General features: G+C 69.7%; 25 protein-coding genes and 1 tRNA gene. 16 read left to right on the plus strand and 10 right to left on the minus strand.

The window, feature by feature from the left end:
* The first annotated feature begins 5 nt into the window (after nucleotides 1-5).
* From Q8L83_RS02695 to Q8L83_RS02710, 4 genes are read left to right on the plus strand one after another with little or no spacing between them, the layout of a single operon-like run.
* On the plus strand, nucleotides 6-1,811 hold the full coding sequence (locus Q8L83_RS02695; protein WP_305284606.1) for a methyl-accepting chemotaxis protein: 1,806 nt from the start codon (nucleotides 6-8) through the stop codon (nucleotides 1,809-1,811).
* Nucleotides 1,811-2,296, plus strand: coding sequence for a chemotaxis protein CheW (locus Q8L83_RS02700; RefSeq protein WP_305284607.1), 486 nt, complete (start codon nucleotides 1,811-1,813; stop codon nucleotides 2,294-2,296). Before Q8L83_RS02695 ends, Q8L83_RS02700 begins: the two co-directional genes overlap by 1 nt.
* Before the next feature lie 54 nt (nucleotides 2,297-2,350).
* The gene (locus tag Q8L83_RS02705) at nucleotides 2,351-3,181 is read left to right on the plus strand and encodes a protein-glutamate O-methyltransferase CheR (protein WP_305284608.1); all 831 of its coding nucleotides are present in this window, start codon (nucleotides 2,351-2,353) and stop codon (nucleotides 3,179-3,181) included.
* Nucleotides 3,182-3,189: 8 nt separating this feature from the next.
* The gene (locus Q8L83_RS02710) at nucleotides 3,190-4,266 is read left to right on the plus strand and encodes a chemotaxis response regulator protein-glutamate methylesterase (protein WP_305284609.1); all 1,077 of its coding nucleotides are present in this window, start codon (nucleotides 3,190-3,192) and stop codon (nucleotides 4,264-4,266) included.
* A 69-nt stretch (nucleotides 4,267-4,335) separates the two neighbouring features.
* On the opposite strand, the gene Q8L83_RS02715 is transcribed toward Q8L83_RS02710, so the two are convergent.
* From Q8L83_RS02715 to Q8L83_RS02730, 4 genes are all read right to left on the minus strand, one after another.
* The gene (locus Q8L83_RS02715; RefSeq protein ID WP_305284610.1) at nucleotides 4,336-6,066 is read right to left on the minus strand and encodes a hypothetical protein; all 1,731 of its coding nucleotides are present in this window, start codon (nucleotides 6,064-6,066) and stop codon (nucleotides 4,336-4,338) included.
* A 172-nt stretch (nucleotides 6,067-6,238) separates the two neighbouring features.
* Nucleotides 6,239-6,769 (minus strand): dihydrofolate reductase family protein, encoded by a 531-nt coding sequence (locus tag Q8L83_RS02720; protein WP_305284611.1) that lies wholly within the window; start codon nucleotides 6,767-6,769, stop codon nucleotides 6,239-6,241.
* A 357-nt stretch (nucleotides 6,770-7,126) separates the two neighbouring features.
* A tRNA-Ser gene (locus Q8L83_RS02725) sits at nucleotides 7,127-7,216 on the minus strand.
* 92 nt (nucleotides 7,217-7,308) lie between these two features.
* Nucleotides 7,309-9,426, minus strand: a complete 2,118-nt coding sequence (locus tag Q8L83_RS02730) for a prolyl oligopeptidase family protein (RefSeq protein WP_305284612.1) — start codon at nucleotides 9,424-9,426, stop codon at nucleotides 7,309-7,311.
* Nucleotides 9,427-9,520: 94 nt separating this feature from the next.
* Here Q8L83_RS02730 and dapF point away from each other — a divergent pair, with 94 nt between their 5' ends.
* Nucleotides 9,521-10,351: a diaminopimelate epimerase gene (dapF, locus tag Q8L83_RS02735; RefSeq protein WP_305284632.1), complete on the plus strand. Its 831-nt coding sequence runs from the start codon at nucleotides 9,521-9,523 to the stop codon at nucleotides 10,349-10,351.
* The gene (gene mtaB / locus Q8L83_RS02740) at nucleotides 10,348-11,628 is read left to right on the plus strand and encodes a tRNA (N(6)-L-threonylcarbamoyladenosine(37)-C(2))-methylthiotransferase MtaB (protein ID WP_370868342.1); all 1,281 of its coding nucleotides are present in this window, start codon (nucleotides 10,348-10,350) and stop codon (nucleotides 11,626-11,628) included. Before dapF ends, mtaB begins: the two co-directional genes overlap by 4 nt.
* A gap of 451 nt (nucleotides 11,629-12,079) precedes the next feature.
* Here the strand turns inward: mtaB and Q8L83_RS02745 are convergent, their stop codons facing one another.
* The gene (locus Q8L83_RS02745; RefSeq protein ID WP_305284613.1) at nucleotides 12,080-12,712 is read right to left on the minus strand and encodes a trimeric intracellular cation channel family protein; all 633 of its coding nucleotides are present in this window, start codon (nucleotides 12,710-12,712) and stop codon (nucleotides 12,080-12,082) included.
* A 95-nt stretch (nucleotides 12,713-12,807) separates the two neighbouring features.
* Here Q8L83_RS02745 and ftsY point away from each other — a divergent pair, with 95 nt between their 5' ends.
* From ftsY to Q8L83_RS02760, 3 genes are all read left to right on the plus strand, one after another.
* On the plus strand, nucleotides 12,808-13,743 hold the full coding sequence (gene ftsY / locus Q8L83_RS02750) for a signal recognition particle-docking protein FtsY (protein ID WP_305284614.1): 936 nt from the start codon (nucleotides 12,808-12,810) through the stop codon (nucleotides 13,741-13,743).
* Nucleotides 13,740-14,330 carry an inner membrane-spanning protein YciB gene (locus Q8L83_RS02755; RefSeq protein ID WP_305284615.1) on the plus strand — a complete coding sequence of 197 codons (591 nt, stop codon included), beginning with the start codon at nucleotides 13,740-13,742 and terminating at the stop codon, nucleotides 14,328-14,330. The genes ftsY and Q8L83_RS02755 overlap by 4 nt, the downstream gene beginning before the upstream one ends.
* Nucleotides 14,331-14,438: 108 nt before the next feature.
* Nucleotides 14,439-15,032, plus strand: a complete 594-nt coding sequence (locus Q8L83_RS02760; protein ID WP_305284616.1) for a MarR family winged helix-turn-helix transcriptional regulator — start codon at nucleotides 14,439-14,441, stop codon at nucleotides 15,030-15,032.
* Between the two features lie 97 nt (nucleotides 15,033-15,129).
* On the opposite strand, the gene Q8L83_RS02765 is transcribed toward Q8L83_RS02760, so the two are convergent.
* Nucleotides 15,130-15,882 carry a Bax inhibitor-1/YccA family protein gene (locus Q8L83_RS02765; protein WP_305284617.1) on the minus strand — a complete coding sequence of 251 codons (753 nt, stop codon included), beginning with the start codon at nucleotides 15,880-15,882 and terminating at the stop codon, nucleotides 15,130-15,132.
* Nucleotides 15,883-16,059: 177 nt separating this feature from the next.
* Here Q8L83_RS02765 and thpR point away from each other — a divergent pair, with 177 nt between their 5' ends.
* Complete coding sequence (gene thpR / locus Q8L83_RS02770) at nucleotides 16,060-16,596, plus strand: RNA 2',3'-cyclic phosphodiesterase (protein WP_305284618.1); 537 nt, start codon at nucleotides 16,060-16,062, stop codon at nucleotides 16,594-16,596.
* 6 nt (nucleotides 16,597-16,602) lie between these two features.
* Here thpR and Q8L83_RS02775 read toward each other — a convergent pair whose 3' ends face one another.
* Nucleotides 16,603-16,986, minus strand: a complete 384-nt coding sequence (locus Q8L83_RS02775; RefSeq protein ID WP_305284619.1) for a DUF2237 family protein — start codon at nucleotides 16,984-16,986, stop codon at nucleotides 16,603-16,605.
* Nucleotides 16,987-17,037: 51 nt separating this feature from the next.
* On the opposite strand from Q8L83_RS02775, the gene Q8L83_RS02780 reads away from it, so the two are divergent.
* Together Q8L83_RS02780 and Q8L83_RS02785 are read left to right on the plus strand one after the other, a co-directional pair.
* Nucleotides 17,038-17,958 (plus strand): CoA ester lyase, encoded by a 921-nt coding sequence (locus Q8L83_RS02780; RefSeq protein WP_305284620.1) that lies wholly within the window; start codon nucleotides 17,038-17,040, stop codon nucleotides 17,956-17,958.
* 46 nt (nucleotides 17,959-18,004) lie between these two features.
* On the plus strand, nucleotides 18,005-18,766 hold the full coding sequence (locus Q8L83_RS02785) for a hypothetical protein (protein ID WP_305284621.1): 762 nt from the start codon (nucleotides 18,005-18,007) through the stop codon (nucleotides 18,764-18,766).
* On the opposite strand, the gene Q8L83_RS02790 is transcribed toward Q8L83_RS02785, so the two are convergent.
* Nucleotides 18,763-19,185 (minus strand): HIT domain-containing protein, encoded by a 423-nt coding sequence (locus Q8L83_RS02790; RefSeq protein WP_305284622.1) that lies wholly within the window; start codon nucleotides 19,183-19,185, stop codon nucleotides 18,763-18,765. The two genes, Q8L83_RS02785 and Q8L83_RS02790, sit on opposite strands and share 4 nt — an antisense overlap.
* Before the next feature lie 110 nt (nucleotides 19,186-19,295).
* Between Q8L83_RS02790 and Q8L83_RS02795 the strand changes: the two genes are divergently transcribed.
* A complete protein-coding gene (locus Q8L83_RS02795) occupies nucleotides 19,296-20,285 on the plus strand; it encodes a malate dehydrogenase (protein ID WP_305284623.1) in 990 nt (329 codons plus the stop codon).
* 173 nt (nucleotides 20,286-20,458) lie between these two features.
* Here Q8L83_RS02795 and Q8L83_RS02800 read toward each other — a convergent pair whose 3' ends face one another.
* Nucleotides 20,459-21,193: a lysozyme inhibitor LprI family protein gene (locus Q8L83_RS02800; protein WP_305284624.1), complete on the minus strand. Its 735-nt coding sequence runs from the start codon at nucleotides 21,191-21,193 to the stop codon at nucleotides 20,459-20,461.
* Between the two features lie 94 nt (nucleotides 21,194-21,287).
* Here Q8L83_RS02800 and Q8L83_RS02805 point away from each other — a divergent pair, with 94 nt between their 5' ends.
* The gene (locus Q8L83_RS02805; protein ID WP_370868343.1) at nucleotides 21,288-21,848 is read left to right on the plus strand and encodes a GNAT family N-acetyltransferase; all 561 of its coding nucleotides are present in this window, start codon (nucleotides 21,288-21,290) and stop codon (nucleotides 21,846-21,848) included.
* Between the two features lie 6 nt (nucleotides 21,849-21,854).
* Here the strand turns inward: Q8L83_RS02805 and Q8L83_RS02810 are convergent, their stop codons facing one another.
* Nucleotides 21,855-22,718: a LytTR family DNA-binding domain-containing protein gene (locus Q8L83_RS02810; protein WP_305284626.1), complete on the minus strand. Its 864-nt coding sequence runs from the start codon at nucleotides 22,716-22,718 to the stop codon at nucleotides 21,855-21,857.
* A gap of 64 nt (nucleotides 22,719-22,782) precedes the next feature.
* Here Q8L83_RS02810 and Q8L83_RS02815 point away from each other — a divergent pair, with 64 nt between their 5' ends.
* Entirely contained in the window at nucleotides 22,783-23,340 is a 558-nt protein-coding gene (locus Q8L83_RS02815; protein WP_305284627.1) for a DUF2306 domain-containing protein, read from the plus strand.
* 127 nt (nucleotides 23,341-23,467) lie between these two features.
* On the plus strand, nucleotides 23,468-23,971 hold a 504-nt coding region (locus Q8L83_RS02820; RefSeq protein WP_305284628.1), incomplete at its 3' end, for an ATP-grasp domain-containing protein.

Genomic DNA, 23,971 nt, shown 5'->3' on the forward strand with positions numbered 1-23,971 from the left:
CGGCAATGCGCTTCACGATCAAAATGAAACTGGCCTTAGCCTTCGGGGTGATGATCACCCTGCTGGCGGCCACCGCCGGCTACGGCATATTCAGCCTTGGCCAACTGAACCAGGCGATCACCGATGTGATCGCCGGCCCGGCCAAGCGGCTGGAAGCATCTCAGCAGGCCAATGTCAGGATGCTGGAGGCTATCCGCGCGGAGAAAAACCTCGTCCTGTCCACGACGGTCGACGAGATGAACCGCTATGACGCCACCGCCGACGAGGCGCGGGAAAGCATGGCCGAACTGCTGGGCGAAGGCGAAGCCCTGGCCTCGGCCGAAGGCAAGGCCGACTGGCGCAAGCTGATCACCTCGCTGAACACCATGGAGCAGAACCAGGAGCGGATCAGCGCCCTGGTGCGTGCGGGCCAGACCGCGGAGGCGGCGACCTTCTCCGCCACCGAAGGCCGCCAGGTGGCCAACGAGATGACAGAGATCCTGGTGGACATCGTCGAGCGCAACCAGCAGCGCATGGTCCAGGCCGATCAGGACACCAACAAGCAGTATGCCGATACGCGGAACATGGTGATCGCGATCACGGTCGCCGCCCTGGTCATCGCCATCGGTTTCGCGCTCTGGATCGCCCTGGGGATCAGCCGTGGCCTCAGCCGCCTGATGCACGTGGCCAACGCCGTGGCGATCGGCGACCTGGATCAGCGGATCGAGATCAAGTCCAACGACGAGATCAAGGACCTGGTCAATGTCTTCAACGGCATGACCGACAACCTCAAGACCACGGCCGCCATCGCCGACGAGGTGGCCAACGGCGACCTCACCGTCCAGCCCAAGCCGCTGTCGGACAAGGACACCCTGGGCCTGGCCCTGGAACGCATGGTCGAGCGCCTGCGCGGCGTCGTCGCCGACGCGCTGTCGGCCTCGGAGAATGTGTCTTCGGGCAGCCAGGAGCTCTCGGCGACGTCGGAGCAGATGAGCCAGGGGGCCACCGAGCAGGCCGCCTCGGCCGAGGAAGCGTCCGCCTCGATGGAAGAGATGGCCGCCAACATCAAGCAGAACGCCGACAACGCCGCCCAAACGGAGAAGATCGCCCGCCAGTCGTCCAAGGACGCCGAGGCGAGCGGCGACGCCGTCAACCGGGCCGTGGACGCCATGCGCACCATCGCCGAGAAGATCGGCATCGTGCAGGAGATCGCCCGCCAGACCGATCTGCTGGCCCTCAACGCGGCGGTGGAAGCCGCCCGGGCCGGCGAGCATGGCAAGGGCTTCGCCGTCGTCGCTTCGGAAGTCCGCAAGCTGGCGGAGCGCAGCCAGACGGCGGCGGCCGAAATCGGCGCCGTCTCCGGCGACACGGTGAAGGCCGCTCAGGAAGCGGGCGAGATGCTGCAACGCCTGGTGCCGGACATCCGCAAGACCGCAGAGCTGGTGTCCGAGATCAGCGCCGCCTGCCGCGAGCAGGACATCGGCGCCTCGCAGATCAACGAGGCCATCCAGCAGCTCGACAAGGTGACGCAGCAGAACGCCGGCGCGTCCGAACAGATGTCGGCCACCTCCGAGGAACTGGCCGCCCAGGCCGAGGAGCTGCAGACCTCCATCGCCTTCTTCCGGACGAACGCCACCGGCGAGCGCCCGCAGGCCCGCGCCGCAGCCAAGCCGGCCAAGGTCAGCTTCGCGCCCGCCAAGTCCAAGGCCAAGGCGCCGCCGGCCCGCAAGCCCGACGTCCTGCAGCAGCAGGCCCGGGCCAAGGGCTTCGCCTTGGACATGGCGGTCGGCGGTCAGGACGCCGAGGACCTCGACTTCCGGGAGTCCGCCTGATGGCCGCCGACGAGGCCCAGTACGTCACCTTCAGCCTGGGCGACGAGGTCTTCGCCGCCCCGGTGACCCTGGTGCGGGAAATCCTGAACTATCAGGCGCCCTTCAAGATCCCCAACGGACCGGCCTATCTCCTGGGTCTGACCGATGTGCGGGGCCGCGGCGTGCCGACGATGGATCTTCGGATGCGTCTGGGCATGACCCCGGCCAAGCCGACGGACAACACCCGCATCCTGGTGGTGGACATTCCGCTGGAGGATCGCGTGCTGAGCCTCGGCCTGGTCACCGATCGTGTGTTTGAGGTCGCGCCCTTCGGGCGCGACCAGATCGAGACCGCGCCGGACATCGGCGTCCGGTGGCGATCGGAATACATCTCCGGCGTGGTGCGTCGCGAGGACGGCTTCGTGGTGCTGATCGATCTCGGCCGGCTCCTGTCGTCCAACGAAGCCGCCGCCCTCGCCTCCGCCGACATCGACCACGCGGCCTGAGCCGCGCGGCCCCAAGGAAGAATTCCAGTGCCCGCCGTCGCCCGACAAGAAAGCTTGTCCTTCGAAGACCATCTCAGCGCCCGGCATTTCGAACGCCTGGCCAGCTTCATCTACGACTACAGCGGCATCAAGATGCCGTCCTCCAAGCGCACCATGCTGGAAGGACGGCTTCGCCGGCGCCTTCGCATGACGGGGCGGACCACCTTCGACAGCTATTGCGACTACCTGTTCAATGACGGCGGTCTCGAGGCCGAGACGATCCATCTGATCGACGTCGTCACCACCAACAAGACCGACTTCTTCCGCGAGCCGCGCCACTTCGACTTCATGGCCCAGACGGTCCTGCCCGAACTGGCCGGGGCCGGTCGGCGAACGATCCGCGCCTGGAGCGCCGCCTGCTCGACGGGCGCCGAGCCCTACACCATGGCCATGGTCATGCAGGACCATGCCGACAGGACCGGCGGCCCCGACTACGCCATCCTCGGGACAGACCTCAGCACCGAAGTGCTGGCGACCGCCCAGCGCGGCGTCTATCCCGCCGAAATGGTCGCGCCCGTGCCGGCCGACCTGCGTCGACGCTTCGTGATGACGCCGAACGATCCCCGGCGCCGCGACGTCCGCATCCATCCCAGCCTGCGGGGCCGGTTGACCCTGGGGCGGCTGAACCTGATGGACGAGACCTATGCCGTGGGCGAGCCCTTCGACATCATCATGTGCCGCAACGTCATGATCTATTTCGACAAACCGACCCAGGCCAAGGTTCTGAAGCGCCTGTGCAAGCACCTGCGCCCGGGGGGCTATCTCTTTATCGGCCACTCCGAGAGCATCACCGGCGTCGACCTGCCGGTGGCCGTCGTGGCCAACACCGTCTTCCGGAAGCACTGAAGCGCCCCATGTCCAAGGTCCGGGTTCTCGTCATCGACGACTCCGCCAGCGTGCGCCAGACGCTGGTCTCCATCCTTTCGGCCGATCCGGACATCGAGGTGATCGGCGTCGCCTCCGACCCCTTCGTCGCCGCGCGCCGCATCCAGGAGGAGATTCCCGACGTCATCACCCTGGACGTCGAGATGCCGCGGATGGACGGCATCACCTTCCTGCGCAAGCTCATGTCCCAGCGGCCGATCCCGGTGGTGATGTGCTCGTCCCTGACCGAGGCCGGCTCCGAAACCCTCATGCAGGCCCTCGACGCCGGGGCGGTCGACGTCATCCTGAAGCCGCGGATCGGCGCCGCCGACTCCCTGGCCGAGGAGGCCGACCGGATCCGCGACGTGGTCAAGGCTGCGGCCAAGGCCAGGCTGGGCGCCCGGCGCTCAGGCCGGTCCTCCAGCGAACCGGCCAAGAAGCTGACGGCCGACGCCATGCTGCCGCCGCCCCGGCCGCGGGCCATGGCCCACACCACCGAGATGGTCGCCTGTCTGGGCGCCTCCACCGGCGGGACCGAGGCGCTACGGGCCGTGCTTGAGGTGCTGCCGGCCAATGCGCCGGGCATCATCGTGGTGCAGCACATGCCCGAAAGCTTCACCGCCGCCTTCGCCAAGCGCCTGAACACCCTGTGCGAGGTGGAGGTCAAGGAGGCCCAGGACGGCGATCCGGTGCTCCGCGGCCATGTCCTGATCGCCCCTGGGGACCGGCACATGCTGCTGGAGCGCCAGGGCGCCCGCTACTACGTGTCGGTGCGCACGGGCCCGCCCGTGTCGCGCCACCGGCCCTCGGTGGACGTGCTGTTCCGCTCAGCCGCCCGGGCGGCCGGGGCCAACGCCATGGGCGTGATCATGACCGGCATGGGCGATGACGGCGCCCGCGGCCTGCTGGAGATGAAAGAGGTCGGCGCGGTCACGGTGGCCCAGGATGAGGCCAGCTCGATCGTCTTCGGCATGCCCAAGGAGGCCATCGGCCGTGGCGCCGCCCAGAAGGTTCTGGCCCTGGATCAGATCGCCCGGGAGATCATGGCCGTCGACGCCGCCCGCTGAACAGGCGCGACCGGCTCGTCCCGACGAGCGTCCCGAAGAAACCCGCGTCCCGCAGAGAACCGCGCGCCCTCAGAAGAAGGCGGCCTCCAGCAGGGCGTCGTCATTGACCGGCGGCGGCGCGTCGGCAAGGGCGCCCTCCATAGCCTGCGGCGCGTGCAGGGCGTGGATGGTCCGTTCCCGGGCCATGGTGTAGCGGGCGCTGATGGTCGCCATGGCTGCAGCCACCTGATCGTGAATGTCGTCGATGTCCTCGACGCTCGGCCCAGCGGCCTCGGCCAGGGCCGCAGCCGTCGCCTGGACGGCGTCGCCCAGGGCGCCCTGCCGGCCGAGGTGATCGGCGGCCGCGCCGAGGCTGCGGGCCGCCAGCTCGCTCTGCTGCGACATCCCCGCCAGGTCGCGTTCGACGATGTCGGCGGCGGCGCGCAGCTGGCCCGCCGCCCCGTCCAGACGGGCGGCCATGGCGTCACCGCCGCCCTCGTCGGCGCCATTCGGCTCCATGCCCGCCGCAACGCCGGCCAGGGCGTCGAGGGATTTCAGCGTGCGGTCGGCGGCGTCTTCCAGGTGGCCGGCGTGGTTGGTCAGCTCCAGGGCGATGACGTTCAGCGGCTTGCCGATCTCCCCCAGGCGCCCGCATCGCAGGCTCGAGTTGATCGCCATCTGCTGGATGTCGCGCTTGACCAGATGGATGACGTCCACCCGCTGCTCGAGGATGGCGATGGTCTCCACCGTATCGCTGGCGATCTTGCTGGCGTTGGCGGTCGCCGCCTGCACGTCGCCCACCAGGCCGCGGGCCTGGCTGACGCTGACCTCCAGGTCACGCAGGCCCTCGCCATCGCCGCCGGCGTTCATCAGGGCGTGGAAGACGGTGATCTTGTCGGTGTCGTTGGCGAGGCCAGCCAGATTCTGGGCGACCTTCTGGGCCTCGGCCTGGAAGTCGGCGGCGGTGTCGGCGGCCTGGTCGGCCAGCATGTGCAGGAGGCGGCGCTCCAGCCGGTCGCGGGCGTCGGCCGAAAGCCCGCCGGCGTCGAGATCGCGCAGGACGCCCAGGCCGAACTGAACATGCTCGATCCGCTGGCGGGTGATGTCGCCGATCTGCAGGGCGATGAGGGCGCCGGCCACCTTGTTCTGGATGTCGCGGGCGACGGCGGTGACCGAGGCGGCGACCTCGGCGATCTTGGCGTGATGCACGCCGATGGCCGAGGCGTTGGTGGCCAGGCGATGGGGCACGGCCGGCAGCAGGGTGTGGTACTGCGCCGTCAGCTCGTGTTCGAACTCGAGGGCTCCGCCGAGCTGGGCCGTCAGGATGTCGAGGGTCGCGGCGAAGTCCTTCAGCAGGCCGCCGCCCATGTCGATCTGGTCGCACATGGCCTCGGCGAAGCCGGCGAATTCCTGCCAGCTGTTGGTGGTGGTGCTGGCGGTGATCTTCACATTGAGGGCGAAGACCCGCAGGTATCGCAGGAGCTGGCGCATGTCATCGACATGGCTGCGCAGGAGGCCGCTGGCCTGCTGCAGCTGGTCGAGCTGGTTCAGGCGCTCGGCCTGGACGACGGGCAGCCCGTTCAGGGCCTCGGCGGTCTGCTGCAGGTCCTCGGTGGTGCGCGAGACGGAGTCCGAACTCAGCGCCTGGCGCAGGGTGTCCAGGCCGCCGATCAGGCTGCTGACCACCTCCAGGGACTGGGCCAGCTGCTCGCCGGCGCCTGCGAACCGCGTCTCGATCTGCGCGCGCGCCTGCTCGAGCTGAGCGATGAAGAGGTCGGGCTCCGACCCGGCGGGCACGGCGGAAAGGACAGCTGCTGGCACGCGAGAGACCCCGACAATCAAGACCGCGATCATGGGCCGGTAAGTCCGAATCTACGGTTAAGCCGGAAGACTTCCGCAATGCTGCTGGCCCGATTACAGATCTGCGCGCGCCTCAGCCAGAAGAGGCCGCGTCCAATTCCACGCCCAGGTCGCGGAGGGCGATAGGCGCCGATCAGGCCGGGACGTAGGCCAGGCGGACCACGTCCTCGCCGATCCGGTCATGGCTCACCAGGCGCAGCGGCGGCCTGGGGCCGGCGAAATAGGGCGCGCCCTGGCCCAGCACCACCGGGTGCAGATAGATGCGGTATTCGTCGATCAGGCCAAGTTCGGTGAGGCTGCGCGCCAGGACCGGGCCGGCCACCTCGATCTCGCCCTCCCGTTCGGCCTTGAGCGCGCCGATCGCGGCTTTGAGATCAGGTCCCAGCAGGGTGGCGTTGGGACCGACCGAGGTCAGGGTGCGCGAGGCGACCCATTTCGGCTGCCTTCGCCAGGCCGCGGCGAAGGCCTGCTCGTCGGCGCTCCACTCGGGATGGTCGTCATCCCAATAGCGCATGATCTCATACATCTCCCGGCCATAGACGCTGCCGGCCTGGCCCTGCGCCTCGACGACGAAGTGGCGGAACAGGACGGGGTCCGGCGCGAACTTCATGTGGTCCACATAGCCGTCCAGCGACTGGTTCATCCCGAATACGAGCCTGGCCATGGGCTGGATTCCTTTCCTTGCGCCTGTTGCAAGCATGCAAGGGGGCTGGCGTGGGCGCTACCGGAAAGTGGGCCACGAAGAACGGCGGCCGGGCTCCGGGCCTCCTGTCACCACAGGCGAAACTCTTGCACCGTCATCCTGGGCCCTGCGCCCAGGATCCCTCGTGAAGCTCGCGCCCGCCCTCGACAGGGATGCTCGGCACAAGGCCGAGCATGACGCGCGCTGGGGGAGGCGAGGGGCGACCGGAGGCGCCCGGCCCCCGATACCGCCATAGGCCATCGCTGCTACCTACCGATCAGCCTATGTCTGGCCTTGCGGTCGTTCCCGGTCAGGTGCGGATGGCTGGGGACGGGCCGCTGGCGGAGAGGGTGGGATTCGAACCCACGGTGCCCGTAAAGGCACGCCGCATTTCGAGTGCGGTGCTTTCGACCACTCAGCCACCTCTCCTAGGGCCAGTCGGGGGCCTGGGTTTTGAGCAGGCCCGCTGAGCGAGGCGCGGAACCTACTCAGGTCGCGCGGGCTGCGCAAGCGGCCGATGATCAGTCCATCAGCCGCTGCATCAGATAGACATAGTGCCGCGCCCAGCGGGCGGCGTTGAGCTGGGGGTCGGCGTCGTTGGCGTGGCCGCCGGCGGCGGGCTCGTAATAGATGTAGGGGACGTCCAGGGCCTCCAGGGCCGCGGCGAACTTGCGGGCGTGGCCGGGGTGGACGCGGTCGTCGCGGGTGTTGGTGGTGATGTAGGCCTCAGGATACGCGGTCCCGGCCTTGAGGTTTTGATAGGCCGAGTAGCGGGCGATGAAGGCGCGGTCTTCAGGGACTTCCGGGTCGCCATATTCGCCAACCCACGAAGCCCCGGCCGGCAGCTTGTGATAGCGCAGCATGTCGATCAGCGGGCTTTCGATCACCACGGCGTTCCACAGGTCCGGATGCTGGGTCATGGCGACGCTGGTCAGCACCCCGCCATTGGAGCGGCCATAGATGCCGAGGCGTCGGGGGGAGGTGATCTGGCGGGCGGTGAGGTCGCGGGCCACGGCTGCGAAGTCGTCGAAGGCCAGCTGGCGGTTTTCCCGCAGCACCGATTGGTGCCAGGCGGGGCCAAACTCGCCGCCGCCGCGGATGTTGGCGATCACATAGGCGCCGCCTCTCGCCATCCACAGCTTGCCGGCCTCGGGCATGTAGATCGGCGGCTTGGCCACCTCGAAGCCCCCATAGCCGTACATCAGGGTGGGAATCTGGCCATCCAGGGCTGCTGCTCTGGGGCGGACCACGAAATAGGGGATCTGCGCGCCGTCGCTGGAGGTCGCCCAGTGCTGCTCCACCAGATGGGTCGTGGGATCGAAGCGGTCGGGCAGGGCGGCGACCTGGCGGGCCGTTCCCGCCGCGGCGTCGGCCAGCCACAGGCTGGTGGGCTCAAGGAAGCCCTCGACCTTGGCGAACAGGGCGTCGGTGGTCGAGGCGAGGTCGGTGAGAGTGATGTTGGCGTCGACGGGCAGGGGCAGGCGGGTGGAGGTCCAGGCGCCGTCTTCGAAGGCCCACACATCCACCGCGCCCTTGACGTCCTCCAGCAGGGCGACGACCAGGCGGGCGTCGGTGGCGCCCACCTGCTGGACCGCCTGGCGGGGACCGGGCGCGAAGATCAGCTGGGCCTGGGCGGCGGCCGGATCGGCCTTCAGCTTGGCGAGGTCGAAGGCCACCAGAGCGCCCTGGGGCAGGTCGCCATAGGCCTCCTGCAGGGAGAAGACCGCCTGGCCCCGCACATAGGCCTCGTACTCGGCCTTCTTCGGCAGGTTCAGGCGGACGGGCGCGGCCTCGCCCAGCAGCATGAAGTCGCTTTCGTAGAAGGTGATCCCGCGACGGGCGATCACCGCCTCGGCGCGGCCGCCCTCGCCCCGCAGGACGATGGGGAAGACCGACACGTCGGTGGGCTGGCCGCGATAGAGCTCGGTGGCGGTTCCGTCGCGGGCCAGCGACTTCAGCACATAGGCGTAGCCGGACTCGGTGACTTCGCCGGGAACCCATTCGCGGGCGACCAGCAGGGTGTCGGGATCGAGCCAGGCGACGTTCTGCTTGCCCTCCGGCGAGGTGAAGCCGCCGGGGACGAAGGCCTTGGCGGCGGTGTCGAACTCGCGGATCTCGACGGCGTCGCCGCCGCCGTCCGACAGCTCCACCAGGCAGAGAACCTCGGCGGGCTTGAGGCAGTCGGCGCCGTGGAAGAACCAGTTGCGGGCCTCGGTCTTCGCCAGGGCGTCCATGTCCAGGGCGGTCGTCCAGACGGGCGTTCCGGCGGCGTAGGACTCCAGGCTCGCATGGCGCCACAGCCCATGGGGATTGGCGTCGTCCTGCCAGAGATTGTCCACCCCGCCCGCCCGGAAGCGCGGGGTGGCGATGCGGTCCTGGGCGGTGAAAATCGCCCGGGCTTCGGCCAGCAGGGTTTCGTAGCGGGGATCGCCTTCGAGCCGGGCCTTGGCCTTGGCGTTCTGACCCTCGACCCAGGTCATGGCCCGGGCGCCGTCCACCTCTTCCAGCCACAGGAAGGGGTCGGGGGCGTCTGCCCGGGGCGGGCCTGCCGGCCCCGCCGGCGTCTGGGCCAGGGCGGCGGCGGGGAGAAGCAGGGCGGCGACTAGGGCGGCGGGCAGGGCGGGGCGCAGGGCGTTCATGCCCCTTTTCTAAAAGGCTCGGGGCGGATCTGTCTTCCCCTGCCGTGTCAGGCGGGATGATTTGGTGAGGCTTCTATCCTATATGTCGCGCGAGATGAGCCGTCCGTTCCTGAAGATGAACGGGCTCGGCAACGACTTCGTCGTGGTCGAGGCCCGTGAGACCCCCTTCGCGCCCAGCGCCGAAGAGGTGCGCGCGATCGCCGATCGCGAGCGCGGGATCGGCTGCGACCAGCTGATCTCCATCGAGCCCACCGGCGGCGAGGCCGATGTGCGGGTGCGGTTCTGGAACGCCGATGGGGAAGAGATCGGCGCCTGCGGCAACGGCTCGCGCTGCGTCGGCTGGCTGGTCATGGAGGCCGCGGGCCGCGACACCGCCGTGCTGGAGGTGGGCGGCCGCCTGCTGCGCACCCGCCGGGCCGGCGATGGTCTGGTCAGCGTCGACATGGGCGAGCCCGGCCTCGACTGGACCGACATCCCCCTGGACGAGCCGATGGACACCAAGGGCATCGAGCTGCAGGTCGGCCCCATCGATGCGCCCCTGCTGCATACGCCGGGCGCCGTCTCCATGGGCAATCCCCACGTGGTCTTCTTCGTGGACGATATCGAGACCGCCCCGGTGCGCGAGGTCGGCCCGATGATCGAGCATCACCGGCTGTTCCCCGAAGGCGTCAATGTGGGCTTCGCCCAGGTCAAGGCCCGCGACCATATCCGCCTGCGGGTCTGGGAGCGCGGGGCGGGGCTGACGCAGGCCTGCGGCACCGGCGCCTGTGCGGCGCTGGTGGCCTGCGCCCGGCGGGGCTTCACCGACCGGACCGCGCGGCTGGAGCTGGACGGCGGCGACCTGACCATCGAATGGCGGGCGGCCGATAACCACGTGATCATGACCGGACCGGCCAGCCTCGACTTCACCGGAACCCTGCCGTGAGTGGGCAGACCACCCCTGGCGTGGACATCGTCACCTTCGGCTGCCGGCTGAACGCCTATGAGAGCGAGGTCATCCGCGCCCGGGCCGGCGAGGACGGGCTGAGCGACGCCATCGTCTTCAACACCTGCGCGGTGACGGGCGAGGCCGTGCGCCAGGCCCGCCAGGCGATCCGCAAGGCCCGGCGCGAGCGGCCGGGCGCCAAGCTGATCGTGACCGGCTGCGCGGCCCAGATCGATCCGGCCGCCTTCGCGGCCATGGACGAGGTCGACCTCGTCCTGGGCAATGCGGAGAAGAGCGCGGCCGGCGCCTATCTCGACCGACCGGCCGAAGGCCGGGTGCGGGTCAACGACATCATGAGCGTGCGCGAGACCGCCGGCCATCTGATCGACGGGCTGAAGGACCGGGCGCGGGCCTATGTCGAGGTCCAGAACGGCTGCGACCACCGCTGCACCTTCTGCATCATCCCGTTCGGCCGCGGCAATTCCCGCTCCGCGCCGGCCGGCGAGGTGGTGGAGCAGGTCCGCCGCCTGGCGGCCGAGGGTTATGCCGAGGTGGTGCTGACCGGGGTGGACGTAACCAGCTGGGGCGCCGACCTGCCGGGCCAGCCCAGCCTTGGTCAGCTGGTCGGGCGGATCCTGCGGCTGGTTCCGGAGCTTGCGCGCCTGCGGCTGTCGTCCATCGATGCGGCCGAGATCGACGCCGACCTGCTGGCCCTGTTTGCCAGCGAGCCGCGTCTGGCGCCCTATCTGCACCTGTCGCTGCAGGCGGGCGATGACATGATCCTCAAGCGCATGAAGCGCCGCCACAGCCGCGCCGACGCCCTGCGCCTGGTGGCCGAGGTGCGCGCCGTGCGCCCCGATGTGGCCTTCGGCGCCGACCTGATCGCGGGCTTCCCCACCGAGACGGACGCCATGTTCGCCAATACGCTGAAGCTGGTGGAGGAGGCGGGGCTTTCGTACCTGCACGTCTTCCCGTTCAGCCCGCGGCCCGGCACGCCGGCCGCCCGGATGCCGCAGGTGCCGAGGGCTGAGATCAAGGCCCGCGCTGCGGCCCTGCGGGCGGCCGGCGCGGCGGCGCTTGAGCGTCACCTTGACCGCCAGGTGGGCCGCACGGTGGACGCCCTGATCGAGCGCCCTGGCGTCGCCCGCGCCCCGGACTTCACCGAGATCCATTACGAGGGCGAGGCCGCCGTCGGCCAGATCGTCCCCTTGCGCCTCATCGGCCACGCCGACGGCAAGGCTCTGGCAGTCGTCCCCGTCCTGGCCGCGGCGGAATAGGCGCACAGCGCCAAGGATCAACCACGAAGAGCACGAAGGACACAAAGGCGCCCGCGGGACCTTGGTGAGCTTCGTGCTCTTCGTGGTTCTTCTTCGTAGCGCCTGCGGCGCGTAAGGCGGCAGTCGCCACGCCCTCACCCCCACTACTGTCATCCTGGGCCCTGTGCCCAGGATCCCTCTCTCCGCTTGCGCCCGCCCCGACGAGGGACCCTCGGGACAGGCCCGAGGGTGACGACAGTGGGGTCGTGGGGCGGCGCTCAAGCGTGTCGGTTCGCCTCGCGTCCTGGCGGCGGCGGAGTAGGCGCGCAGCGCGACAAAAAAGACGGGACACCAAGGACACGAAGACAGCCAAGGACACGAAGGTGTCAGCGGCCTCTTCTTGTGTCCTTTGCGCCCCTTTGTGTCCTTCGTGTCCCGATCTTGAAAACGCCTGAGGCGCGTAGGGCGGCGCCTACTCGTCCGGCGTCGCGCGGCCGGGGAAGCCGGGGAGGGACCAGCGGAACAGGATGGCGCCGGCGCGGATGGCCAGGCCGACGGCGAAGCCGGCCAGGGCGGCGGGCATCTGGGGGACGCCGATGACGCTCAGAACCACGAAGACGCCGGCCCCCACCAGGGCGGCCGAGACATAGATCTCGCGCTTGAGCAGCACCGAGGGCTCCTCGGCCAGGACGTCGCGGAGCACCCCGCCAAAGGTTGCGGTCAGCACCCCCATGACCACGGCGGCGCCGGCGGGAACGCCGAAGGCCAGCGCCTTGGCCGCGCCGACCACGGCATAGGCGCAGAGGCCCAGCGCATCGAGCCAGGTGAGGATGAACAGCCGCGCCCGGCCGGCTCCGAACAGCCAGACCGCCAGGGCCGCAGCCAGCGGGGCGATCAGATATTCCGGGCGCACGACCCAGAAGACCGGGGCGTCGATCAGCAGGTCGCGCAGGGTGCCGCCGCCGACGCCGGTGACCGCGGCGAAGAAGGTGAAGGTGACGATGTCGTGCTTGCGCCGGGCCGCAGCCAGGGCGCCCGAGGCGCCGAACACGAACACGGCGGCATAGTCCAACCAGACAAGGGCCGCCCCCAGGCCTTCCTCCATGATCAGCTCCTCGGAATTCGCGTCGATGCTAGCCCGCGGGCGGCGATCCTGCGAGGGCGCGTGACGAGGCGGGCGGCCAGCGCTAGAAGCGGCCCATGACGCAGGAAAAGAAAGGCTGGCTTCAGCGGCTGACCACCGGCCTGTCGCGCTCGTCGCGGCAGATGTCGGAGACCGTGGTGGCGAGCTTCGTCAAGCAGCCCCTCGACCAGGCCAAGCTGGACGAGCTGGAGGAGATGCTGATCGAGGCCGATCTCGGCCCCCATTCAGCGGCCCGGATCACCGCCCGTTTCGCCGAAGCCCGCTTCGGCAAGAGCGCCGACGAGACCGAGATCAAGGAAGCCCTGGCCCAGGCCATCGGCGACGAGCTGGCCGCCCGCCGCGGGACGTTCGATCCCTTGGGCGGCCCCAAGCCCTATGTGGTGATGTTCATCGGGGTCAACGGCTCGGGCAAGACCACGACGCTGGGCAAGATCGCCACCGACCTGACCCGCCAGGGCGCCAAGGTGCTGGTGGTGGCCGGCGACACCTTCCGCGCTGCGGCCGTCGAACAGCTGGCGGTCTGGGCGCAGCGGGCGGGAGCGGATTTCATGTCGCGGCCCACGGGCTCGGACGCCGCGGGCCTGGCCTATGACGCCCTGGAGCGGGCGCGGGCCGAGAATTACGACGTCCTGCTGATCGACACCGCCGGCCGGCTGCAGAACAAGCAGGGCCTGATGGACGAGCTCCTGAAGATCAACCGGGTGCTGAAGAAGGTCGATCCTGAGGCCCCGCACGAGACCCTGCTGGTGCTGGACGCCACGGTGGGCCGCAATGCGCTCAACCAGGAAAACATCTTCGGCAACCAGATCGGCGTGTCGGGCATCGTCATGACCAAGCTGGACGGCACGGCCCGCGGCGGGGTGCTGGTGCCCGTGGCCCAGGCGTCGGACTCGCCCATCAAGCTGATCGGGGTTGGCGAAGGGGTGGATGATCTGCAACCCTTCGAGCCCCGCGCCTTCGCCCGCTCCCTGGTGGGACTGGAGACCCAATGACCCTGTCGCCCGGCGCCCACAAGATGGTGCGCTTCGTCGTCGATTACGGCGGCCTGCTGGCCTTCCTGGCCGGCTTCTTCCTGACCGGCCGCGACCTGATCGAGGCCACCTGGTGGCTGGTGGCCGGCTCGGCGATCGCCCTGGTGATCGGCCTGGTGTTCGAGCGGCGGATCGCGCCCATCCCGGCCATTTCCGGCGGCGCGGCGCTGTTCTTCGGCGGCCTGACCCTGATCTTCCAGGACGAGATGTTCGTGAAGATCAAGCCGACCATCATGAACCTGATCTTCGGGGCCGGCCTGCTGGGCGGCCTGGCGCTCGGCAAGAACCCGCTGAAGATGATGCTGGGCACGGCGCTCCAGTTGCCGGATGTGGCCTGGCGCAAGCTGACCCTGAACTACGGCCTCTATTTCATCGCCATCGCGGTGCTGAACGAGGTGGTCTGGCGCACCCAGACCAATGAGGTGTGGGTCTTGTTCCGCATGCCGGGACTGATGATCCTGGGCCTGGTCTTCTCGTTCAGCCAAGTGCCGCTGATGATGAAGCACGCCAGGACCGAAGAACCGCCGCCGCCCCCCAGCCCAGGTTAGGCCCTCTGAGGCTGGTCATCGGCCGACTACGGACGTTCCGTCGTCAAAGCGACGCAGAAGGCCTATAGTCTTTGCGCAATCGGGATGATCGCAAAGGGGAGCGGGCCGATGGCGAAGGACAAGACCCAGGACGACGGCGCAGCCGAGGCCGACGGGGTTCCAGCCCTCGACCGCTCGCCCAGTCATCTCCTGCATCGGGCCTTGCAGGTCTCTCTCGACATCTATGCCGAGACGTTCGGCGACAGCGACCTGACCCAGCGTCAATATGCGGTGCTCTCGGCCGTGGAGGCCCAGGAGGGTCTGACCCAGACCGACCTGGTGCGGGCCACCGGCATCGACCGCTCGACGCTCGCCGACATGGCCGCCCGGATGATCGCCAAGGGCCTGCTGGCCCGTGAGCGGTCCCAGGCCGACGCCCGGGCCAACGCCGTGCACCTGACGCCCGAGGGCCGCGCGGTGCTGGCCCAGGCCCAGCCGCTGATGGCCCAGGCCGACGCCCGGCTGATGCGGCTGATCGGCGCCTCCAAGCGGGACACCTTCCTGGCCCAGCTCCGCCAGATGGTCGCCGCGGGCGAGGCCTCCGCCGAAGCCCCCGAAAAGCCGGCCAAGACCCCCAAAGCCGCCAAGCCGGCCAAGGCCAAGAAGGACAAGTCGGCCAAGGCCGAGGGCAAGAAGAAGAAAAAGTCCAAGAAGGCCGCCTGAACCGTCAGGCCTCAAGACGCCCCCACGAACCATCGCCCAAACAAAAAGCCCCGGCGGGTGAGCGCCGGGGCTTCGTCGTTTGCGGTGTCTGCTGGGCCTAGCGGCGGTCGCCGAAGATGGCCAGCAGGAATTGGAACAGATTGATGAAGTTGATGTACAGGCTCAGCGCACCATAGTTGGTCGCCACGCCCATGGCCGCCTGGTCGCCGCCCAGCTGGTAGTAGGTCATTTTCAGACGCTGGGTGTCGAAGGCGATCAGGCCCGCAAAGATCAGCACGCCCAGGACGCTGATGATGAAGCTCATCATCGAGCTCTGCAGGAACATGTTGACCACCATGGCGATCACCAGACCGATCACGCCGACGATCAGGAAGCTGCCGAAGGCCGTCAGGTCCTTCTTGGTGGTGTAGCCGAACAGCGACAGGGCGCCGAAGGCCGCGGCCGTGATCAGGAAGGTCGAGGCGATGGAAGCGCCGGTGTAGACGAGGGTCAGCACGCCCATGCCCGCCCCGATCAGGGCGACGATGGTCCAGTAGAGCATCCCGGAGGATTTCGGCGTCGCATTCTTCAGGGCGAAGGCCCCAAACAGCATCACACCCAGCGGCGCGAAGGCCACAATCATCCCAAGGACGGTCATTCCGGCCAGGCGTCCGTCCGGCGTCACCGTATACATCAGGTCGCGGACAGGCGGATATTGACCGGTCACGAAGGCCAGAGCGGCCGACAGGACGAGGCCAAGCGCCACCTTGTTGTAGACGCCAAGCATGAAAGCGCGAAGACCCGCATCCACCGACATGTCGGCGCGATCCGCGGGGATCGAGCGCGCGTGGGCACGGTTGAAGTCGCTCATCGAGGCAAAGCCCTTTCTTGTGCGCGTCCATGATCGGACGCTGTTCTAATATCGGGACCCGAAGGCCTCCTGACAAGGATAACCGGTAAGCGGCCAGGGGAAATCGTTGGTTCCACTGGCGAATTGGCCGGTCGTCGGGGTTGGACGTGACGCCCTCGCGCGGGCTAAAAGCCGACCATGCTCCGTCTGTTCGCCGCCCTGGCCGTGCCTGAGGATGTCGCCGTGGCCCTGGGGGGCCGCCAGCACGACCTGCCCGGCGCCCGCTGGCGCCCGCCCGAGGCGCTCCACGTCACTCTGCGCTTCTTTGGCGAGATCCCGGAAAACCAGGCCGACGACCTGGACGCCGAGCTGGGCTGCGTCATCGGCCGGCCCTTGCAGCTGGAGCTTGAGGGCGTCGGAGCCTTTGGCGAAGGCCGCGAGATCCACGCCATCTGGGCCGGGGTGGCCGAGAACGCCGAGCTGCGACAGCTGGCTGGACGCTGCGAGGCGGCCGCCCGGCGGGCCGGGCTGAAGCCTGACCGGCGGGTCTACCGGCCCCATGTCACGCTCGCCTATCTGTCACGGCCCGATCCGGACGAGGTGGCGGCCTGGATCCAGCGGCACAACCTGCTCAAGTCCCCGCCCTTCGGCGTGGCGAGCTTTGGCCTCTATTCCAGCCGGCGCGGGGCGTCCGGGCCGGCCTACCGCCTGGAGAAGGACTATCCCCTGGTCTGAGGCGGCTCAGACCGCCGCGGCGTGGTCGCGCAGGACGCCTAAGGGAACGATGGCCAGGGTTTCCTCGTGGGTCGCCTCCAGCACCACCTGCGGCGCGCAGCCGGCGTCCAGCGCCTCCTTCCAGCGGGGCGCGCACAGGCACCAGCGGTCGCCGGGGCGAAGCCCTGGAAAGCCGCTCTCTGGCACAGGCGTCGAGAGGTCGTTGCCCACGGAGCGCGAATAGGCCAGGAACTCCGCCGTCATCACCGCGCAGACCGTATGCAGCCCCAGGTCATGGGGGCCGGTCTCGCAACAGCCGTTGCGGAAGAAGCCCGTCACCGGGTCCATCGAGCAGCGTTGCAGCTCGCCCCCCAGGACGTTCAAGGCGTCGGCGTCGTATCGGATGGTCATGGCGCCATTCTAGACGCTAAGACGGAGGCTGCGCCAAGGGAGTCCCGCATCATGAGACCGCCTTCCGCCTCTGAGCCCCAAGGGGCCGCCGGTTCGGCCGCCCGGCCGCGCCGCAGCGCCCTCTACATGCCCGCCGCCAACGCCCGGGCCATGGACAAGGCGCGGACCTTGCCTTGCGATGTGGTGATCCTCGACCTGGAGGACGCCGTCGCCCCGGACGCCAAGGGCGAGGCCCGCGCAGCGGCCTGCGCCGTGGTCGCCGCTGGCGGCTTTGGCCCTCGGGAAGTGGTGATCCGCATCAACGGGCTTTCGACCGAATGGGGCCAGGCCGACCTGGCCGCAGCGGCCGCCGCGGCGCCCGACGCCATCCTGGTCCCCAAGATCGATGGGCCGCAGGACCTGGCGGCCTATGCGCAAGGGCTGCCGCCGGGCGTGGCGCTGTGGGCCATGGTCGAGACCTGCGCGTCGCTGTTTCGCCTGGAGCCCCTGGCCGCGGCGGCGGCCGAACACCGCCTGACCACCCTGGTGGTCGGGACCAATGACCTGGCCAAGGAGATGCGCTGCCGCCCCGACGTGGACCGCGCGCCCCTGCTGGGGCCGCTGTCGCTGATGGTGGCGGCGGCCCGGGCGCACGGACTTGTGATCCTGGACGGGGTCTATAACGCCATCGACGACGATCCGGGCCTGGCCCGCCAGTGCGCGCAAGGGTCGGCCTTCGGTTTCGACGGCAAGACCCTGATTCACCCCCGCCAGATCGAGACCGCCAACCGCGCCTTCACGCCAGATCCGCAAGCCGTGGACTGGGCGCGCAAGGTGGCGGAGGCCTTTGATTTGCCTGAAAATACGTCTAGGGGCGTGATCCGGGTGGAGGGCCGCATGGTCGAGCGGTTGCACCTGGACGAAGCGTTGCGTCTGATCGCGGTGGCCAAGGCCATCGAGGACGTTTCGCGGGGGCCGGGCGACGTCGCCTAATCTGAACGCCAGGGCCAGACCGCCGGCCGCACAGGGAGCCACGCCAATGGGACGGATCACCGTGACGTTTCGCCAGCCCGTCCTGGTCGGTTGTCTGCTGGCCGGCTTCGTGGCGACGCCGGCCCTGGCCCAGAATCCTGATCCGATCGGCGATCTGCTGAGCGGGGAGGCCCCGGTGAGCACCGCGCCGCCGGCCGCCGAGGTCGCGCCCCAGCCGGCGCCTGCGCCTGCGCCGACCCCAACGCCTCCACCGACGCCCACGCCCACGCCCATGCCAACGCCCGCTCCGGCGCCGACGGCGGCCCCGGCGCCCCGCCCGGCGCCTGCGCCCGTCCCGACGGTGATCCCCCGGGCCGCGCCTCAGCGACCCAGCGAGACCATCGCCTCCCAGCCCGTCTTCCTGGACGAACGCCGGGCGGTGGCGGGCGAGCTTACGGCCGAGGAGCGCAGCTATGAGGCGCGGCTGCGGGCCTCCTTCAATTCGGCCCAAGGGCTGCAGGGGCCGCTGGACGGCGGCTGGATGCTGTCCATGGCCAGCGGCGCCGACCTCTACGCTCTGCGGTTCGTGGATCGGGGCTCCGGCGCCCTGGAAGGCGCCTGGCGCGACGCGCGGCGCCCGGGCGCCCTGGACGGCTTCGGCTTCCTGGAGAATATCGAGCGCAGCGGCGGCCGGGTGACCCTGCGTTTCTCGCCGCGTCCCGGCGCGCCGCCGACGGTGATCACCCTGTCCTCGTCCGGCCAGGACCAGTGGTCCGGCGAGATGATCGAGAGCGGAACCCCCCGCAGCGTCACCCTGCGTCGTCGCTAGAGGGTTCTGAGCGCGCCTGTCGCGGCTTGGGTCGCCATGGCCAGCATTTCGGCGTCATAGGGCAGGGCCGCGCTGTGGCCCCAGACCGGGCCAGGCCAGGCGGGATCGTCGGCCCGGCGCCCCACCACATGGACATGGAGCTGCGGCGTCACATTGCCGAGCGCGCCGATGTTCAGCTTCTCCACCGGCCGTCCCAGGGCTGCGCCGACCGCCCGCACAGCCCGGCCGGCGGCCAGGATCTCGGCCATCAGACGGGCCTGGTCGTCGGCTGACAGGTCTTCCAGCTCCCGGACGGCGGGCACCCTGGGGATCAGCACGACCCAGCCATAGCGGGCGTCGTCCTGCAGCCGGGCCTCGCACAGGGCAAGCTCGAGCAGGGGGTGAGAGGTGGCGGCGAAGGCGGGGTCCAGGGCGAACATGGCCCCAGACTGAAGCCAGAGCGCCGGGGCCACAAGCAGCGGCCTTGCCGCCGGGGCGCCGCTTGGGTTAGGGACCGCCAACAAAGTCGGCCAAAGCCAGGAGATACCCCATGACCAGCAAGACCCCGATCCGCGTCGCGGTCACCGGCGCGGCCGGCAATATCGGCTACGCCCTGCTCTTCCGCATCGCCTCGGGCGAAATGCTCGGCAAGGACCAGCCGGTCATCCTGCAGATGCTGGAAATCCCCACCGAGGGCGCCCAGAAGGCCCTGAAGGGCGTCGCCATGGAGCTCGACGACTGCGCCTTCCCGCTGCTGGCCGACATGGTGCTGACCGACGACCCGAAGGTGGCCTTCAAGGACGCCAACTGGAGCCTGCTGGTGGGCTCCAAGCCCCGCGGCCCCGGCATGGAGCGCGCCGACTTGCTGAAGGACAACGGCAAGATCTTCATCGCCCAGGGCCAGGCCATCGACGCCGTCGCCGCCGATGACGCCCGCGTCGCGGTGGTGGGCAATCCCTGCAACACCAACGTCATGATCGCCGCCAGCCAGGCCAAGCGCCTGACGCCCGACCGCTTCACCGCCATGGTGCGCCTGGACGAAAACCGCGGCCGCGCTCAGCTGGCCAAGAAGGCCGGCGTCTCGATCAACGACGTCAGCGACCTCTATATCTACGGCAACCACAGCCCGACCATGTTCGCCGACTTCACCCACGCCAAGATCGGCGGCAAGGCGGCGGCCGATGTCATCGGCGACGAAGCCTGGCTGAAGAACGACTACCTGCCCACCGTGGGCAAGCGCGGCGCGGCCATCATCGAGGCCCGCGGCCAGAGCTCGGCGGCCTCGGCGGCCAACGCCCTGATCGACCACGTCCGCGACCTGGTCACGCCGGGCAAGATCCACTCCGTCGCCGTCAATTCGGAAGGCCGCTACGGCTTCGCCGAGGGCGTCTGGGCCGGCATGCCGGTGAAGACCACCGCGCCCGGCGCCTATGAGGTCGTCACCTCCTACGAGATGGACGACTTCGCCAAGTCGAAGATCGCCATCACCAACGACGAACTGGTCGGCGAGCGCGACACCGTGAAGGACATGCTCGGCTGATCGTTTAGGCGACGCAGCCAATCCATTCCGTCATGGCCCGGCTTGACCGGGCCATCCATGAACTCCGTCGAGGGGTGGTGTTCATGGACCCTCGGGTCAAGCCCGAGGGTGACGGACAGGGGGTGGTCGTGAGGGCGGTCCCGGCAAACGGGCCGCCCTTTTCTATTTGGCGGCTACCAGGAGGACGGCCAGGGCGGGGTCTCCGGGGGCGCCACGTCGGCCTGGGCCTCGAGCTCGGCGATGCGCGCCTCATAGACCTCGGCCACGGCCTGCGGCGCGGCGAAGGCGGCGTCCTCGCGGGCCCGCAGCCAGCGGCGCTGCTGTCGCTCCAGCCGCCAGTCGGGCACGCCGGCGGCCAGGGCCTGCTGGTAGGCCGCGTTCAGCCGCTGATCGGCCTCGGCCAGGGCGGGATCGGCGCAGACCACCCGCTCGCCCTGGCTGCGGGCGCGGCGGCAGTCGAAGCTGGGGGAAAGGGTCAGGTTGGCCGGCTGGCGCAGGGCCGGCCGCGCCGGGGGGCCGGGCTCCGGCGGCGCCTCGGCCAGGGCGATCTCCGGCGGCGGCTCATAGACGGGCGGCGGATTGTGCGGGGCGGCCTGGGCCATGTCCTCGGGCAGGACGTCCAGGGGCGCCCCGGGCGCCACCGCGCCGGCCGGCGGCGGGGCGGGCTGGTCGGCCACCTCTATGTCCAGGGTCTGCGCCCCCTCCGGCGCCATGTCCGGCAGCTCGTCGGAAACGGTGAGCCCAAGGGCCGCGACGCCAACCAGCGCCACGAGGAGCCCGCCCGAAATCCACAGGCCTCGGCGCCGCGGCGCCGGGGGCGGCGGGGCGAGGGGCTCGATCCGCAGGTCGGCGGCCGGTGAGCCGGCGTCGGGCTTGCGGGGGGCGGGATCGAAGGAGTCGAGGTTCATGGGCCTATCGGGCTCAGTATCTGGCGGACCTGCATCGACAAGTCTCGCCCCATACGCCTGAATTGCGGCTGAACGATGCGATCAGGGCGGGAGAATGATCATGACCATGACCGACGGCGCGGCGCTGGGGCCGACCCTGGAGACCGAGCGGCTGATCCTGCGCCCGCCGGTGATGGCTGACTTCGAGCCCTGGTGCGCCTTTTCCGCCGACGAGGAGGCGGCCCGCTACATCGGCGGGGTGATGGGGCCGGCCCAGGTGTGGCGCTCGATGATGACCATCGCCGGCTCCTGGGCGCTGGAGGGCTTCTCCATGTTCTCGGTGATCGAGAAGGCGAGCGGCCGCTGGATCGGCCGGCTGGGACCGTGGCGGCCCCACGGCTGGCCGGGGACCGAGGTCGGCTGGGGGATCATTCGCGACTGCTGGGGTCGGGGTTATGCGCCCGAGGGCGCGACAGCGGCCATGGACTGGGCTTTCGACCATCTGGGCTGGGACGAGGTGATCCACACCATCGAGGCCGCCAACGTCAATTCCCAGTCGGTGGCGAGGCGGCTGGGCTCGGACATCCTGCGCCAGGCCCGCCTGCCCCTGCCGATGGATGTGGAGGTCGACGTCTGGGGCCAGAGCCGCGAAGCCTGGCGCAGCCAGCGGGGCTAGAGCGCCCTAGTACCAGCCGGCCGCCCGCAGCTTGCGCGAATGGGTGCGGCTGACGGGAACCTCGATCCCGTCCTTGAGGGTCAGGATGGCCCGGCCATCGCCGCGCCGCACATCGGCGATGGCGGCCCTGGCCACCCACCAGGAGCGGTGGACCTGGGCGCCCTCCAGCCCCTCCAGCTCGTCCACCGCATCGCCCAGGCGCATGAGGATCAGGTCCTGGCCCTTGGAAGTGTGCAGGCGCAGATAGTGGTCCTCGGCTTCGATCGCGTGCAGGTCGGCGCCGCGCAGGCGCGGGGGCAGGCGCTCCAGAAATCGCACGGGCCGGGGCGGCGCCTCGGCGGCGCCCAGCCGGCGCAGGGCCTGCCGACGGCTCTCGACCAGGGTGTTCAGCACCGTCATGGCCAGGGCCAGACTGAAGACGCTGCCGAACAGATAGGGCAGGCCGCGCCAGCTAATCTGGTGGCCGAACACCAGCCAGGTGACGGCCCAGACCAGGCCGGTGAACGGCGCCCCCATGGCCAGGGCCGCCAGGATCGAGCGCAGCCAGAGCCGCGGCGCCGCGCCGTCGGCGATCTCGTCATGGGGAAAGATGGCGCGGGCGACGAAGCCGCCCCACAGGGCGCCGATCGCCATCATCGGCAGCCAGTAGGCCAGCCGCAGGCCCATGGGGGCGTCCTCGTCCACGAAGGCGCCCGACAGGGCGAGGAAGCCGCCCACCGCCAGCGCGATGGCGAGCCCCCGCGCCCAGCCGGTCAGATCCTCATAGGGACCCCAGGCCAGCGGGCGCCGCGCCGCCGACGTCGCGCCAGTCGCAGGGGGCGGCGCTTCACGACGGCGGGACGTCCATTGGCGAAACCGCGCTGGCCCCATCGTCGTCCCCACCCCTGTCTGGCGCCCAGATCGCGGCTCAGCCGCAAGACCCAGGAGATACCCGATGTCGCTCGCCCCGCAAGACGCCGCCCCCGCCCGCCGCCCGGCCTGGACCTTCGGCCGCGGCTTTGCGCTGAGCATGGTCGTGGTGATGGCCATCCTGGCCGCAGCCCTGTGGCGGACATGGCCGGGGATCTGGGGGGAGCTTGCAGCGGTGCGGCCGCATGGGCCGGACCTGGCCCTGCTGGCGGGTCTGTCGCCGGTCATCCGGCTGCACCTCTATACCGCCCTGGCCGCCCTGGTTCTGGGGGCTGGCCTGATGGCGGCGCGCAAAGGCCGGCGGTTTCATCGGACCGCGGGCTGGATCTGGGTGGCCCTGGTGATGACGACGGCGCTCTCCACCCTGTTCATCACCAGCCTGACCCCCGGACGCTGGTCGCTGATCCACCTGTTCACCGGCTGGACCCTGATCATCCTGCCGCTGGCGGTGATCTGGGCCAGACGCCACAAGGTGGCGCGCCACCGGCGGGCGATGATGGGCCTGTTCTATGGCGCCTTTGCGATCAATCTGATCATCGCCTTCATTCCCGGCCGCACCATGTGGAGCCTATTCTTTGGCTAGGGAGGACTCGTCACTTTGGTGAGGGCGTTACGTCGGGTTAGCGGGTTGCCACGCTCGGAGGCGGCGCCTATAAGCCCGAGAACTCGCCGGTCCGGGCGAGACGATTTCAGCGACATATCGCGGCCTCATGAACATTCACGAGCATCAAGCCAAAGCCGTCCTCGCAGAGTTCGGCGTGGCGGTCCCGCGCGGCTACGCCGCCCACACGGTTGAAGAGGCCGCCCAGGCCGCCGAGAAGCTGGGAGGCCCGGTCTGGGTCGTCAAATCCCAGATTCACGCCGGCGGCCGCGGCAAGGGCCGGTTCGAAGGCCTTGGCCCCGACGCCAAGGGCGGCGTCCGGGTGGTCAAGTCCGCCGCCGACGTGAAGGCCAGCGCCGAAGAAATGCTCGGCCGGGTTCTGGTGACGCACCAGACGGGGCCGAAGGGCAAGCAGGTCAACCGCCTCTATATCGAAGAAGGCGCGGCCATCGCCCAGGAGCTCTACCTCTCTCTGCTGGTCGACCGCGACACCAGCCGCGTCTCGGTGGTCGCCTCCACCGAAGGCGGCATGGACATCGAAGAGGTCGCCGCCTCGACCCCCGAAAAGATCATCAGCTTCTCCATCGACCCGGCCACCGGCGTCTTCCCGCAT

The sequence above is a fragment of the Phenylobacterium sp. genome (genome assembly GCF_030680185.1).
In the GTDB taxonomy this organism is placed as follows: Bacteria; Pseudomonadota; Alphaproteobacteria; order Caulobacterales; family Caulobacteraceae; genus Phenylobacterium.